Raw genomic sequence first — 14,108 nt, 5'->3', positions numbered from 1 at the left:
GGTCAACGGCACCACGCTGAAGACCTACTCCAACGTGGACGCCGCGGCCGGCTACCAGCAGCGCACCTTCGACCTGTCGGCCTACGCGGGCCAGAGCGTCACCCTGAAGTTCAACGGCGTCGAGGACTCCTCGCTCCAGACGAGCTTCGTGATCGACGACACCTCCATCCAGACCGGCTGACACCGGCCCTCCGCACCACCAGCCACACCGCATCCGCTCCCGAGCGCCCGGCGGCTCCGGCCGCCGGGCGCCGGGCGCTCGCCCGGACCGGCCGGGCCCGGCCCGGCGGCGCCCTATCCTGGCTCGATGATCAAGCCGACAGAGCTGGTGATATTCGACTGCGACGGCGTCCTGGTGGACAGCGAGGTGATCGCCGTCCGGGTGCTGGTGCGGCTGGGGGAGGAGTACGGCTGGCCGCTGACGGGCGCCGAGGCGATCGAGCGGTTCGTCGGGCGGTCGGAGGCCGCCAACAACGCCCTGGTCGCCGAGCGGCTCGGGGCGGAGGTGGCGGCGGTGTGGGGCAAGCGGTTCCGTGAACTCCACGCCGAGGCCGTGGACGCCGAGTTGGCGCCGGTGGACGGCCTGCCGGAGGCGCTCGACGCGATCACCCTGCCCACCTGCGTGGCGTCCAGCGGCACCCACGAGAAGATGCGCCACACGCTGGGCCGCACCGGGCTGTACGAACGGTTCGAGGGCCGGATCTTCAGCGCCACCGAGGTCGGACGCGGCAAGCCCGCGCCCGACCTCTTCCTGCACGCCGCGCGGACGATGGGCGTCGACCCGGCCGCCTGCGTCGTCGTCGAGGACAGCGAGCCGGGTGTGCGGGCCGCCCGCGCCGCCGGGATGCGCGCGCTCGGCTACGCGGGCGGCGTCACGGCCGCGGAGCGGCTGGCCGGGCCGGGCACGGTCGTCTTCGACGACATGCGCGAGCTGCCCGGGCTGCTGGCGGCCCATCGGGGGTAGCCGCCGCCCTCCGGGCGGATGGACCGGCCCCGGCCGGTCGCCCCGGCCCCGGCCCCGGTCGCTCGCCCCGGCCACTGGCCCCGGCCCCCGTGGCGGGCGGCCGGGACCTCGCCGTCAGGCGCCGGGCGAGCGGAGGGTGGCGACGGCGACCTCGAGGAAGTCCCGAACGACGCCCGCCCGGTCGGCGCCCTCCGGTACCGCCAGGCACGTCTCCACGGGCGGCGAGTCGGTGACGGGCAGATAGGCGAGGTCGGGGCGGGAGTAGAAGCCCGTGATGCTGACCGGCACCAGCGCGATGCCCTGCCCCGAGGCGACCAGCTCGAACTTCTCCTCCAGCGAGGAGGTCCGCCGCGTCCGGGCGTCCAGCACCGGCTCACCGTCGAGATCGGCCGAGGTGAGGCTGCGCCGGGCGGCCAGCGGGTGCGTCACGGGCAGGCAGGCGACCTTCGTCTCCCGCCCGATCGGAACGGTGCGCAGCCCCGTGGCGTCGAACGGGCGCCGCAGGAAGCCGATGTGCGCCCGGCCGTCGCGCAGCGGCGCGTCCTGCTCCCACCAGCGCAGGGGTAGCACGTCGACCGCGACCTCCGGGCGGCGCGCCGTGAACGCCCGGATCGCCTCCGAGACGCGCAGGCCGGGGGAGAACGCCACGACCAGCCGCTGCTCGCCCCGCGCGGCCTCCTGCACGCGCTGCAGGGCGGCGTCGACGGCCGCGGTGATCCGCTGCGCCTCCTCGTACAACTTCTGCCCGGCGACGGTCAGTTCGACGCTGCGTGTGGTCCGGGTGAACAGGGCGCAGCCCAACTCGCGCTCGAGCGCCTGGATCTGTCGGCTGAGCACCGGCTGGGCGATGAACAACGCCTCCGCCGCGCGGCCGAACCGGCCGTGTTCGGCCACCGCCACGAAGTAGCGGAGCTTGCGCAGGTCCAGATCCATACCCGCACGGTATCAACGCGCGCGGGAGAGTATTGGACGCTCCGGCGGGCCCCCTCGAAGACTGGCCGCATGACCGACACCACCCGGGACACCACCCGCGGCACCGCGCCGGATGCCGCCCGCAGCACGGCACTGATCATCGGCGCCTCCCGTACCCTCGGCCTCGGCCTCGCCGCCGAACTCCTGCGCCGCGACTGGGACGTCATCGGCACCGTGCGCGGCAGCCGCCGCACCGGCCTGCACGACCTGGCCGACTCCTTCGGCGGGCGGCTGACCGTCGAGACGCTGGAGATGACCGACCCGCGGCAGATCGCCGCGCTGGGCGGCCGGCTCGCCCACCGCGCCCCGCTCGACCTGCTCTTCGTCAACGCCGCCGTCACCCGCGGCGACCTGCCGATCGGCGACGTCCCGACCGACATGTTCACCGAGGTGATGGTGACCAACGCGCTCAGCCCGATGCGCGTCGTGGAGCGGCTCGGCCCGCTCGTCGCGCCGAGCGGGACCATCGGCGTGATGTCCTCCGACCAGGGGAGCATCAGCCGCAACACCCGCGGCGGCCAGGACCTGTACCGGGCCAGCAAGTCCGCGCTGAACCAGCTGATGCGCTGCTACGCCGCCCGACGGGCGGACGACGGGCGGACCCTGCTGCTGATGGACCCTGGCTGGGTCCGCACCGAACTCGGCGGGTCCGAGGCCGAGCTCAGCGTCGAGGAGAGCGTCCCCGGCGTGGCCGAGACGATCGAGCGGCACCGGGGGAAGGCCGGCCTCCACTTCGTCGACCACCTGGGCCAGGTGGTGCCCTGGTAATCCGCTTGCCGGGCACGGCCGGCGCTGGCAGGGTCGGGCGCCATGTCGACGTCCCCCGCGATGCACGCGAACGAACTCCGCATCGACCGGGCGCTGGTCCGCCGGATGGTGGCCGAGCGGTTCCCGCACTGGGCCGCGCTGCGCGTGGACCTGGTCGTACGGATCCCGCGCATCCCGGAGGCGGCCGAGGACATCGAGAAGGAGCACACCTGGCTGGGGCGTCTGGCGCCCGAACTGCCGGTCGCCGTCCCCGCACCCGTCGGCCTGGGCGCGCCGGTCGACGGCTGCCCCTGGCCCTGGTCCGTCCTGCGCTGGCTGGACGGCACCAACCCGGCGGCCGGCACCGGCTCCGGTGCGCTGGCGGCGGACCTGGCGTCGTTCGTCACGGCCCTGCACCGGGTCGACCCGGCCGGCGGTCCCGCCTCCTACCGCAGCGAGCCCCTCGCCGACCGGGACGGTGCAGTCCGGCGCGCGATCGCGGCGCTGGCGCCCGCGGTGGATGCCGGGGCGGTGACGTCGGCCTGGGAGGCGTCGCTGCGCGCCCCGGCCCACCCCGGGCCGCCGGTCTGGATCCATGCGGACCTCCAGCCCGGCAAGCTCCTGGTCGACGGCTCGGGCCGGCTCGGCGCCGTCATCGACTTCGGCTGCGCGGGCCTCGGCGACCCGGCGGTGGACCTCATCCCGGCCTGGTACGTGCTCGGGCCCACCGCCCGCGACACCTTCCGCGCGGCCGTCGGCGCCGACCCCGCCGCCTGGGCCCGGGGGAGGGGCTGGGCCCTGTCCGTCGCCCTGACGGAGCTGGAGTACTACCGGTGCACCGACCGGCGGATGGCGGACACCGCCCGGCACGTGATCGCCGAGGTGCTCGCCGAGCGGGACGGGTGACGGCGGTCCCGCGGGGTTTTACCCTCCGGTCGACCAACGGCCGGGCGCGGCCGGGTAGCGTCCCGGGCATGAACGTGGTGGACGTGAACGCGCACGCGGCCCGACTCCCGGACGCCTGGCGGTCGGTGGTGCTGGGGCAGGTCGGGACGGCAGCGGTGAAGGTACTCACGATGGACGGCCGGGAGCTGGCACCGGAGGTGCACGCGACGGCCGAGGTGCTGTTCGTCGCCGACGGGCTCCTCGAACTGGAAGTGGCCGGCGAGGCTTCGACGGTCCGCGCCGGCGAACTGTGCCTCGTGCCGGCCGGCGCGCGCCACTCGGTGCGGCCCGGAAGCCGGGGGACGCTACTGATCGTGGAGGTGCCGGAGGAGTCGTAGCAGTGCCTCGCCCCGGCCGGACGACACCGTCCGATCGACGGCGCTCCGCTCAGGCCGCCCGGTCGGACCCGCCGGGCGGCCTGAGCGCGCACAGGAGGTCGGACGGGCCGACTTGCCGCGCGGTCAGCCGCTCGCACTTCGCGCCCTCCGGGTCCGTCGGCCAGCGCCGGTCGATGATGACCGCCGCCTCCCGGCAAGCCGGGCAGGCGTCGGCCCGGCCCGGCAGCCAGTAGTAGGGAGAGGCGTGCATGCCGTCCTGCCGTATGCCGCACAGGGTCGCGCCGAAGTACCCGTAGGCGTGGGAGGTCGCGACGGGCAGGGACTCGGACTCGGCGCGTTCCCAGCGCCACTCGGGCGGCTCGTAGCACGGGCGGGAGACCTCCGCCGGGCCGTGGCCGAGCTCCGTCCAGGCGTGGCACCAGCTGCAGGACCAGCGCTCCCGCACCGGCAGGGCCCAGTCGCCCCGGAGTTCCGACACCGGCACCTGCCGCATCCCGTGTCCACAGACGTCACAAGTCACAGCCGCACTCTCGCAGTCGGCACTGACACTCAGCGGAGTGCTGCTCAGATCCTGCACCAGGTCAGCGAGTAGCGCCGCAACACGTGCCACCGGTAGCGCACCCCGGGCAGCAGCCGGGCGGCCGTCTCCCGCACCTCCCGATGGCTCATCGTCGGTGCGGCCATCGGCATGCCCTCCGGTTCGACCGCCCGCCGCAGGGCCTTGACGGTCCGCACCAGCGGTGCGGCCGCCACCCGGCGGGCCCGGTCGGCCGCGGAATCCTCCCGGGCGAGGCCGACCACCACCAGGACGCCGCCGGGCCGCAGCAGCTCCCGCATCCTGAGGAGTGCGGCCTCGAAGTCCATGTGGTGCACGGCCGTGACGGAGCAGATGAAGTCGAAGCCCCCGGCCGGTAGGTCGAGCGTGAGGAAGTCGCCTTCCAGGAAGGTGGGTTCGGCGTAGGTGGCGCTCGCGCGTGCCACCATCGTGCTGGAGGCGTCCACCCCGACGACCTGCCGACTGCGCCGCGCCAGCTTCGACGCCAGCAGCCCGTCCCCGCAGCCCACGTCCAGTGCCGTCCGGCACCCCGGCGGCACCGCCCGCAGGATGCCCGGGTGGCGCGCCACGTTGGTGTTCCAGTACGGAGCTTCGTGCCGCTCGCGCCGTGCTCGTGAGTGTCCCATCGGCCGGTGCGGTCAGCGGGCGGCCGGTGGCCGGAGGGCGAGGTCGGTGACGGCGGCCCAGCGCTCGTCGGGGGCGGTGACGACCAGGTGGCCGGGCTGGTCGGGAAGACGGTGGACGGCGGCGCTGCGGCAGCCGTGGCTGTGGTGGATCTCGACGGGCACGGCGGTGCCGTCGACGCGGATGGCGCCCCGGCTGGTGGTGGTGGCGAGCGGGGCGAGCATCGCGCGGTGGTCGATGCGGCCCGAGTTGGCGAGGTAGTTGGTGAGCTGGCTCTGCGGGGTGGTGTCCGAGGTGACCCGGAAGTGGTCCGGCACGGGTCGGGAGGTCTGGACGATGGCGACGAAGTCGCGGCCCAGGTGGTAGTCGAGGTCGAGGCGGCAGAGGTGGTCGTCGGTGGACTGCCGCCCGAGCAGGAAGAACCAGCCGGGCGGGGTCGCGCGCAGGACGGCGATGCGGCCCGTCCATTCGGCGGCGGTCTGCCGATCGGTGGGGACGTGCGACGGCGGCGGGCCGGGGCTGTGGATCACGGTTCCCCCTCAGCGGATCGGCGGTGACGGGTGCTCGGCCAAGTGTCCGACGGCGGACGACGGGTGGCCAAGAGGGTGGACTCGAAGGGGAGCCGGGGGGGGGGGGGGGGGGGGGGGGGGGCGGGCCCCCCCCCCGCCGGGGGGGGGGGGGGGGGGCGCGTGGGGGGGGGGGGGGGGGGGGGGGGGGGGGGGGGGGGCCGGCGGCGCCCCCCCCCCCCCCCCGGGGGAGGGTCAGGCCGCCCGGGTCAGGTGGCGGGTGAAGAACCGGACGGCGCTGTCGGCCTCGAAGCGGGGCAGCTCCTTGTGCCGACCGGAGTTGACGTGCAGGGACTTCTCCGCCGAGGCGAAGGCGTCGAACAGTGCGAGGCCCTCCTCGCGGGAGATGTGCTCGTCGTCCCACTGCAGGTCGAACTCGATCGGGATGGTGATCCGCTTCGCCTGCTCGGCCAGGACGTGGGGCCAGTGCTGGCCGAAGACGGCCGCGGTGACCCGGGGTTCGGCCGCCACGAACGGTACGCCGATCGCGGTGCCCATGTTGATGCCCCAGAAGCCCACGGGGCCGTCGGTGCCGATCTCGGGGAGCTCCTGGAGGGCGTCCAGGGTGGCCCGGTACTCGGGCACGGCGAGATCAGCCAGGTGGGCGTTGTAGCGGACGACGATCGGGCCTTCCGGCTCGCCGGCCGCGCGGGCCCGGAACAACTCGGCGATCTCGGCCTCGTCGTGCGCCGTGCGCGGCCGGTCGCCGTGGCCGGGCGCGTCGAGGACGGCGACGTGGAAGCCGCAGCCCTGCACCAGGAGGCGGGCCCGGCCCGACATCGCCGGGTGCTTCTTGTAGTTGCCGCCGCCGTGGGCCATCAGGACCAGCGGTGCGCGGTCGGCGCCGGTGGCCGGCGACCAGAGGACTCCGGGGACGCCGGGGAGGTCGGAGTCGCCGTTCAGGGTGAAGTCGCGCTCGCGGATGCCGTTCGAGGTCGACTCAGAGGTGAACTGGAGAGAGTACATAGCGTGTTGCCTTTCCGGAATGCCCACATGTGTTCAGGGGCTCCCGGCGGACACCTACGTCTATCGCCCGACCGTCGCGGAGAGGGGGAGCACCCACATCGATACTGCGTTCACGGGGCTCACCTCCTCGTTCTCTTTCGCGGTCGGGAAGATCATGCAGGGCGAACGCCCCCGGGCGCAAGCCCTTTTCCCCTCACTCGCCGTCAAGTGCCGCGGCCACGGCTGCCTTCGCATGCAGACGAGTGGTCGGGAACACCGGGACGGGGCTATCCTCGGGCCGCACCAGCAGTTCGATCTCGGTGCAGCCGAGGATGACGCCCTCCGCGCCCGCTGCCACCAGGTCCCCGATCACCCGCCGGTACGCCGCCCGGGACTCCTCCCGGACGATCCCGACGCACAGTTCCTCGTAGATCACCCGGTGCACCAGGGCGCGCGCGTCCTCTTCCGGCACCAGGACCTCCAGGCCGTGGGACGCCAAACGCCCCCGGTAGAAGTCCTGTTCCATCGTGAAGGCCGTCCCCAGCAGCCCCACCCGCCGGACGCCCGCCGCCCGGACGGCCTGCGCGGTGGCGTCGGCCAGGTGCAGCAGCGGGACCGAGACCGCCGCCGCGACCTGGTCGGCGACCTTGTGCATGGTGTTGGTGCAGATCAGCAGGAGGTCGGCGCCGGCTGCCTCCAGCGAGCGGGCCGCGCGGGCCAGGACCGACCCGGCCTCCTCCCAGCGCCCAGCGGTCTGCAACCGCTCGATCTCGGCGAAGTCGACCGAGTGGAGCACCAGGCGGGCGGAGTGCAGGCCGCCGAGCCGGTCGCGGGTGAGCTCGTTCAGCAGGCGGTAGTACTCGGCGGTGGATTCCCAGCTCATGCCGCCGATCAGGCCGAGGGTTCGCATGGGCAGATTTATAAGCCGATGGAAGGCGAAGTGGCAACCCTATAAGCGAAGCTATGACCTTCCCCAGGCCTACCTCGCCACCCGGTGCTGCCACTCCCGGGTGAACACCACCGACCCGGCCTCCAGCGCCCGCAGCTGCACCACGCTGATGAAGTGCTCGGCATCGCACCGCAGTTGGGTGCGGGTCTGCACCGTGACGTCCCAGCCGATGTCCGGCCGCTCCAGCCGCACCGCGTGGTCCGTACGGGCCTGGGCGCTCAGCGGGGCGCCGGTGAGGACGCGGTAGGCGGTGACGGTCTGCTCGTCGCGGACCAGGCCGTCGGGGTGGGTGCAGGTGCCGCCGCCGGCGGGGGAGAGTTCGGTGCGCCACTCGTGGCGGCCGATGTCGTGCACCGTGAGGTGTTCGGGCCGGGCGGCGAGCGGCTCGGTGAGGTGGATGTCCGGCGCGTCGGGCAGTGCGGGCGGCTCGAAGGTGACGGGCGGGGCGCCGACGTCCGCGGCGAGGTGGCGCACGGGCAGGCTGAGCGTGGAGCGCGACGGGTCGACGGCGTAGCCGGTGTCGTCGGCGGGCGGCCACACCCACGGCCAGTAGACGGAGGACAGGGCGAGCCGCAACCGGTGCCCGGCCGGGACGGTGGCCGCGAAGGCGGCGAGCTCGATCTCGGCGTCCGGGCCGGCGGCCGTCAGCACGCCCCGGGTGAGCAGCCGCGAGGTGCCGTCCGGGGCGGCCTCGCAGAGCCGGGCGACCAGCTGGACGGGCCCGCCGCCCTCGCGGGAGCGCAGCCGCAGCCGCACCGTCGGGATGCCGAGCAGTTCGAGCGGCTCCGGCAGCGGCTGGGAGTCGAAGCAGACGGAGCGGCCGTCCTCCTCGCGCTGGTCCGGCGGCTGGTCGGCGGGGCGGCCGCGCGGGACGTAGGCGCCGGCGTTGAGGCCGGTGTGCTGCGGGGAGCGGACGTGGACGTAGCGGTCGTCGGCGGAGGTGCCGGCGGTGCGCAGCTGGCCGTCCAGCTGGTAGTGGATCTCGCGCACGTCGGGTGAGGGCCAGCTGTCCTCGCCGGTCCACCGGGTGCCGATCCAGCTCCGCAGGGCCGGCGCCTTGAGGGCGCCGGTGTCGGCGCCGCGCAGCCAGTGCTCCCACCAGCGCAGCGTCTCGGGCAGGGCGGCCTCGGGCAGGCCGTGCGGCCAGGGGCCGAGGACGGCGTGCGCGGTGGGGGACTCGGCCAGCAGGCGCAGGACGAAGGAGCAGGACGGATCGCCCCAGCCGGCGACCGCGAACACCGGGACGGAGACCGGCACGGTGGTGTCCCCGGCGGCGAGCCAGCGGTCGACCGGGGGTTCCAGTGACTCCAGCCGGGCGAGCCAGGCGGACCGCCAGGCGTCCCCGGTGTGCCGCGGGTCCGGCGGGAGCGCGGCGTCGGCGACCAGGGCGGTGAGCCGGGTGTGGAGGTCGGCGGCGAGGAGGGCACCGCCGAGCCGGTGGCCGCCCTCGGGGCAGGCGGCGACCACGGCGCCGACGGTGTCCGGGCTGCGGGCGGCGAGGCGCAGCGCGTTGGTGGCGGCGGCGCCGGTGCCGAGCAGGCCGAGCCGGCCGTTGCACCAGGGGCGGCGGGCGATCCAGTCGATGACGGCGGCGCCGTCGGCGAGGTCCTGCTCGTCGCCGGGCTCACCGGGCAGGCCGTCGGAGTTGCCGTGGCCGCGGGTGTCGACCCGGACGGCGGCGTAGCCGTGGCCGGCGTACCAGGGGTGGCGCCGGGCGTCCTCGGCGACGGTGCGGTCGGAGAGGCGGTCGGCCGAGTACTCCAGCAGGGCCGGGACGGGCTCGTCGCCGGTCGGGCGCCACAGCCGGGCGGCCAGCCGGGTGCCGTCGGGCAGCGGGATGCGGACGTCCTCGCGGGTGGTGTGGAAGGGGTAGGACGGCATGGCCGCTCCCATCGGGTCCCGGGCCGGTGAGCACCGCGTGGCCCCGCGGCGCGTTCGGGGACCGCGTCGCGGGCGTCGGCATTCCGACAGTAGGGGAGGAAGCGGCGGATTTCCTGGCGAGCCGGTGTGAACAGGAGCGAACCACTGCAGACCGCTGCGAACCAGTACGGACCAGGACCGGACGGACGAGTGCCGTGCGGTGGCGGGCTTCCGGGGGCCCGCGCGGCACGGCACGAGACCGGTCCGTAATTGCGCATGACTTGCAACTGCTCGTCCAAGGGGGGAAAGATGGCCCAGCTCCGCCCGCACCACCCGAGAGGACCACCGGATGTCCAGCGCCGCCGCAGGTGCCCCGCCCGTCAGATGGCGAGACCGGCTCACCCGTGAGGAGTGGACGCGCCTGGCCGGGATGGGCGGCTTCATCCTGGTGCTGCACGTCGTCGGCTGGTTCACGCTGCTGGCCATGGTCGCGCCCGAGCACTACGACGTCGGCGGCCAGGTCTTCGGCGCGGGCATGGGCCTGACCGCCTACACCCTCGGGATGCGGCACGCCTTCGACGCGGACCACATCGCGGCGATCGACAACACCACCCGCAAGCTGATGGGCCAGGGCAAGCGGCCGCTGTCGGTCGGCTTCTGGTTCTCGCTGGGGCACTCCTCGATCGTCTTCGGCCTCTGCGCGCTGCTCGCCTTCGGCATCCGCTCGCTCGCCGACGAGGTGGAGGCGGACGACTCGACGCTGCACCGGATGACCGGCCTGATCGGCACGACCGTCTCCGGCACCTTCCTGCTGCTGCTGGGCCTGATCAACCTGGGCGCGTTCAACGGCATCCTCGGGGTGTTCCGCCGGATGCGCCAGGGCGAGTACGACGAGGCCGAGTTGGAGCGCCAGCTGGAGCGGCGCGGGCTGATGAACCGGGTCCTCGGCAAGGTCACCCGGGCGGTCACCAAGCCCTGGCACATGTACCCGGTGGGCCTGCTGTTCGGCCTGGGCTTCGACACCGCCACCGAGGTGTCGCTGCTGGTGCTGGCCGGCGGGGCGGCGGCGTTCTCGCTGCCCTGGTACGCGCTGCTGACGCTGCCGATCCTGTTCGCGGCCGGGATGAGCCTGCTGGACACCATCGACGGTTCGTTCATGAACTTCGCGTACGAGTGGGCGTTCTCCAAGCCGGTCCGCAAGATCTACTACAACCTGACCGTCACCGGCCTTTCGGTGCTGGTCGCGCTGGTCATCGGCCTGGTCGAGCTGATCGGGCTGGTCGGCGAGAAGCTGGACATCACCAGCGGCCCGATCGCCTGGATCGGCGAGCTGGACCTCAACTTCGTCGGCTACGCGATCGTCGGCCTGTTCGTGCTGACCTGGATCGGGGCGATCGCGTTCTGGAAGTTCGGCAAGGTCGAGGAGAAGTGGTCGGCGGGGCTGGCCGCGGCCGAGTCGGAGTGATCCGTCGGGACGACCGAGGGGCCGGTGACCGGGGTATGGTCACCGGTCCCTCGCGGCTTCCGGGGTCCGCGCAGCGCCGTCCCGGGCTCCGCCCGGCCGGTGCTGGCCCCCGCTACCGCAGGGCGGCCAGCACCGCGTCCGCCATCGCCTTCTCGCCGGTCGCGTTGGGGTGGAACGGCACCGCGGGCGAGCCGGGCAGCGCGCCCTCGATCCAGCGGTCGTCGGAGCAGACGTCGTGCCCGGCGGTGGGCGTCGCGGTGTCCACGTACGTCGCGCCGTTCGCCGCCGCGGTGGACCTGAGGGCGGCGTTCAGCTCGTTGAGCACGCCGTACATGTACTCGACGTCGCCGGGCGTCACGGGCTGGCGCAGCACGCAGCTGGAGCCGTCGGCGGGCAGTACGGACGGGTAGCCGACCAGCAGCACCTTGGCCTTGGGCGCCTTGGCGTGGATCTGCCGGAGGGTGGTGGCGATCTGCGGGGCGATCGTGGTGGTGATCCGCTCGGCCAGGTCGTCGTTGCCGTACTGCCAGGACCAGGTGCTCCAGTCCCAGTAGCCGTGGTGGTAGACGTCCTTGCAGGGGGTGCCGGTCGGGTTGACCACCGCGCCGGCGATGCAGGTGGCGACCAGTTCGCCGAGGCCGAGGTCGCTGGCGGCGAGGTCGTTGCCGCCGATCCCGAGGGTCACCAGGTCGGTGTCGCCGGTCACCGAGTCCAGCTGGGGGTCGTTGACCCGGATGAAGGCGTCGTACTGCGGCTGGGTCATGGCCTTGACCTTGGCGGCCGAACAGGTGACGTCGGTGTAGGTGCCGGCCTTGAGTGCGGCGGCGACCAGGTGGCCGTAGTTGCGGTCGGAGCGCAGGCACAGGCCGGCCGACTGGCCGGGCACGCCGGCACCGGCCGCGTAGGAGTCGCCGAGGGCCACGTAGTGCTTCGGCGCCGCGGTGGCGGCCTGGGCGGTGGTCGAGGTGAGCGCGAGGGCCGCGCCGAGGGCGACCGCGGCGAGCGCGGTGGAATTGCGGAGTCGCCGGGAATTCCGGGCAGGGCGGAGCACGGTTCCTCCTGGGGGAGAGAAACGACGGGTGGGGGAGGTGGTTCGACGGGTGGGGGTCGTGCCGAGCCGGGCCGCAGCTACTCGCAGGTAAGTTACTGCCAGGTTTCGCGCACGTCCATGGTTCCGACGGAAATCGCCGAAATTCCGTCAGATGGCACCGGGTGACATTTCGAATTCCGCTCCACCGCGTATCGGAGGTGTTTTCGAAACGCCGTGGAGCGGAATTCGCGGACACGCTTGTTACCGGCCGGTTGACCGGGCGTCACCCCAGGCCGCACTATCGGCGCACACCGAACAGCCGCGACGGAGGACTGCGCAATGGCCCTGGACGCCGACGTCATCGTCATCGGAGCGGGACTCGCCGGCCTGGCCGCCACCGCCGAACTCGCCGACGCCGGACGGAAGGTGATCCTGCTCGACCAGGAGCCCGCCGCCTCGTTCGGCGGCCAGGCGCACTGGTCCTTCGGCGGCCTCTTCCTGGTCGACTCGCCCGAGCAGCGCCGGATGCGCATCCGCGACTCCCACGCCCTCGCCCTCCAGGACTGGCTCGGCACCGCCGGCTTCGACCGGCCCGAGGACGCCTGGCCGCGCCGCTGGGCCGAGGCCTACGTCGACTTCGCCGCCGGCGAGAAGCGCTCCTGGCTGCACCGCATGGGCGTGCGGTTCTTCCCGGTGGTCGGCTGGGCCGAGCGCGGCGGCTTCCTCGCCGACGGGCCCGGCAACTCGGTGCCGCGCTTCCACATCACCTGGGGCACCGGGCCCGGACTGCTCGCCCCCTTCGTCCGGCGGGTCCGCTCCGCCGCCGCCCGGGGACTGGTCGACCTGCGCTTCCGGCACCGGGTCACCGGGCTGACCGCCACCGCGGGCGTGCCCGACACCGTCACCGGGGAGGTGCTGGTCCCCAGCCCGGCCGGTCGCGGCGAAGCCAGCTCCCGCGAGGTCGCCGGGAGCTTCGAACTGCGCGCCCAGGCCGTGATCGTGGCCTCCGGCGGCATCGGCGGCAACCACGACCTGGTCCGCCAGGCGTGGCCCGCCCGGCTCGGCACCCCGCCCGCCAAGCTGCTCTCCGGCGTTCCCGCGCACGTCGACGGCCTGATGCTCGGGATCACCGCGCGGGCCGGCGCCAACCTGGTCAACGGCGACCGGATGTGGCACTACACCGAGGGCATCGAGAACTGGGACCCGATCTGGGCCCGGCACGGCATCCGCATCCTGCCCGGCCCCTCCTCGCTGTGGCTGGACGCCCGCGGCAACCGGCTGCCCGTCCCGCTCTTCCCCGGCTTCGACACCCTCGGCACCCTCGAACACATCATGGCGAGCGGGCACCAGCACACCTGGTTCGTGCTCAACCAGCGGATCATCGAGAAGGAGTTCACCCTCTCCGGCTCGGAACAGAACCCCGACCTGACGGGCAGGTCCGTGCGCGGCGTGCTCGGACGGGCACTGCCCGGCGCCCCCGGACCGGTCCGGGCGCACCTGCGGCACGGCCCGGACTTCGTCGTCGCCGGCAACCTCGCCGACCTCGCCCGGGGCATGAACGCCAAGACCCGCGAACCGCTGATCGACCCGTACGAGCTGCGCCGCACCGTCGAGGACCGCGACCGGCAGGTGGCCAACCCCTTCGCCAAGGACCTCCAGGTCACCGCCATCCACGGCGCCCGCCGCTACCTCGGCGACAAGCTCGTCCGCACCGCCGCCCCGCACCGCATCCTCGACCCGGCCGCCGCCCCGCTGATCGCCGTCCGGCTCAGCGTCCTGACCCGCAAGTCGCTCGGCGGCCTGCAGACCGACCTGTCCGCGCGGGTGCTGCGCCCGGACGGCGAGCCGCTGCCCGGCGTCTACGCGGCCGGCGAGGCGGCCGGCTTCGGCGGCGGGGGAGTCCACGGCTACCGGTCGCTGGAGGGCACCTTCCTCGGCGGCTGCCTGTTCTCGGGACGCACGGCGGGCCGGGCGGCGGCGGAGGCGGTGGCGTGACGGGCCCCGCGGGCGGTGCGGAAGGGCGGTGGGGCCCCCCCCCCCCCGGGGGCGCCCCCCCCCCCCCCCCCCCCCACCCGGCCCCCGCCCGGCCCCCCCCGCCCCACCCCCACCCCGCGGGGGCGGGGCCCCCTTCCGGGTAGCCCCCCCCG

General features: G+C 74.2%; 14 protein-coding genes and 1 pseudogene. 7 read left to right on the top strand and 8 right to left on the bottom strand.

Features of this window, described 5'->3' with window-relative positions; translation table 11 throughout:
* Together ACGF07_RS31220 and ACGF07_RS31215 are read left to right on the top strand one after the other, a co-directional pair.
* Window positions 1–181, top strand: a pseudogene (locus ACGF07_RS31220) (hypothetical protein); the annotation flags it as partial.
* A 126-nt stretch (window positions 182–307) separates the two neighbouring features.
* Entirely contained in the window at window positions 308–964 is a 657-nt protein-coding gene (locus ACGF07_RS31215) for an HAD family hydrolase (protein WP_350749398.1), read from the top strand.
* Between the two features lie 114 nt (window positions 965–1,078).
* Here the strand turns inward: ACGF07_RS31215 and ACGF07_RS31210 are convergent, their stop codons facing one another.
* Window positions 1,079–1,897: a LysR family transcriptional regulator gene (locus ACGF07_RS31210; RefSeq protein ID WP_392904203.1), complete on the bottom strand. Its 819-nt coding sequence runs from the start codon at window positions 1,895–1,897 to the stop codon at window positions 1,079–1,081.
* A gap of 69 nt (window positions 1,898–1,966) precedes the next feature.
* On the opposite strand from ACGF07_RS31210, the gene ACGF07_RS31205 reads away from it, so the two are divergent.
* The 3 genes from ACGF07_RS31205 (at window position 1,967) to ACGF07_RS31195 (ending at window position 3,966) form a co-directional block, all read left to right on the top strand.
* On the top strand, window positions 1,967–2,704 hold the full coding sequence (locus tag ACGF07_RS31205; RefSeq protein ID WP_392904200.1) for an SDR family NAD(P)-dependent oxidoreductase: 738 nt from the start codon (window positions 1,967–1,969) through the stop codon (window positions 2,702–2,704).
* A 42-nt stretch (window positions 2,705–2,746) separates the two neighbouring features.
* Window positions 2,747–3,589 (top strand): aminoglycoside phosphotransferase family protein, encoded by an 843-nt coding sequence (locus ACGF07_RS31200; RefSeq protein WP_392904198.1) that lies wholly within the window; start codon window positions 2,747–2,749, stop codon window positions 3,587–3,589.
* Window positions 3,590–3,657: 68 nt separating this feature from the next.
* Window positions 3,658–3,966, top strand: a complete 309-nt coding sequence (locus ACGF07_RS31195) for a cupin domain-containing protein (RefSeq protein ID WP_392904196.1) — start codon at window positions 3,658–3,660, stop codon at window positions 3,964–3,966.
* A gap of 49 nt (window positions 3,967–4,015) precedes the next feature.
* On the opposite strand, the gene ACGF07_RS31190 is transcribed toward ACGF07_RS31195, so the two are convergent.
* The 6 genes from ACGF07_RS31190 to ACGF07_RS31165 all read right to left on the bottom strand — a co-directional run bounded on the left by ACGF07_RS31190 (window position 4,016) and on the right by ACGF07_RS31165 (window position 9,487).
* Window positions 4,016–4,459: a hypothetical protein gene (locus tag ACGF07_RS31190; RefSeq protein WP_392904194.1), complete on the bottom strand. Its 444-nt coding sequence runs from the start codon at window positions 4,457–4,459 to the stop codon at window positions 4,016–4,018.
* A gap of 71 nt (window positions 4,460–4,530) precedes the next feature.
* Window positions 4,531–5,091, bottom strand: a complete 561-nt coding sequence (locus ACGF07_RS31185; RefSeq protein ID WP_392904192.1) for a class I SAM-dependent methyltransferase — start codon at window positions 5,089–5,091, stop codon at window positions 4,531–4,533.
* Between the two features lie 69 nt (window positions 5,092–5,160).
* Window positions 5,161–5,676, bottom strand: a complete 516-nt coding sequence (locus ACGF07_RS31180; RefSeq protein WP_392904189.1) for a hypothetical protein — start codon at window positions 5,674–5,676, stop codon at window positions 5,161–5,163.
* A 231-nt stretch (window positions 5,677–5,907) separates the two neighbouring features.
* A complete protein-coding gene (locus tag ACGF07_RS31175; RefSeq protein ID WP_392904186.1) occupies window positions 5,908–6,678 on the bottom strand; it encodes an alpha/beta hydrolase in 771 nt (256 codons plus the stop codon).
* A 193-nt stretch (window positions 6,679–6,871) separates the two neighbouring features.
* Window positions 6,872–7,567, bottom strand: coding sequence for an aspartate/glutamate racemase family protein (locus ACGF07_RS31170; protein ID WP_392904184.1), 696 nt, complete (start codon window positions 7,565–7,567; stop codon window positions 6,872–6,874).
* Window positions 7,568–7,636: 69 nt separating this feature from the next.
* Window positions 7,637–9,487: a CocE/NonD family hydrolase gene (locus tag ACGF07_RS31165; RefSeq protein WP_392904181.1), complete on the bottom strand. Its 1,851-nt coding sequence runs from the start codon at window positions 9,485–9,487 to the stop codon at window positions 7,637–7,639.
* Between the two features lie 328 nt (window positions 9,488–9,815).
* On the opposite strand from ACGF07_RS31165, the gene ACGF07_RS31160 reads away from it, so the two are divergent.
* Entirely contained in the window at window positions 9,816–10,931 is a 1,116-nt protein-coding gene (locus ACGF07_RS31160; protein ID WP_392904179.1) for a HoxN/HupN/NixA family nickel/cobalt transporter, read from the top strand.
* A 112-nt stretch (window positions 10,932–11,043) separates the two neighbouring features.
* Here ACGF07_RS31160 and ACGF07_RS31155 read toward each other — a convergent pair whose 3' ends face one another.
* Entirely contained in the window at window positions 11,044–11,982 is a 939-nt protein-coding gene (locus ACGF07_RS31155; RefSeq protein ID WP_350739124.1) for an SGNH/GDSL hydrolase family protein, read from the bottom strand.
* 318 nt (window positions 11,983–12,300) lie between these two features.
* Here ACGF07_RS31155 and ACGF07_RS31150 point away from each other — a divergent pair, with 318 nt between their 5' ends.
* Complete coding sequence (locus ACGF07_RS31150) at window positions 12,301–13,956, top strand: FAD-binding dehydrogenase (protein WP_392904177.1); 1,656 nt, start codon at window positions 12,301–12,303, stop codon at window positions 13,954–13,956.
* Window positions 13,957–14,108: the final 152 nt, after the last annotated feature.

The sequence above is a fragment of the Kitasatospora sp. NPDC048194 genome (assembly GCF_043202455.1).
Lineage (GTDB): Bacteria > Actinomycetota > Actinomycetes > Streptomycetales > Streptomycetaceae > Kitasatospora.
Note: the sequence above shows the minus strand (reverse complement) of the source record. Positions and strands in the feature narration are given on the sequence as shown.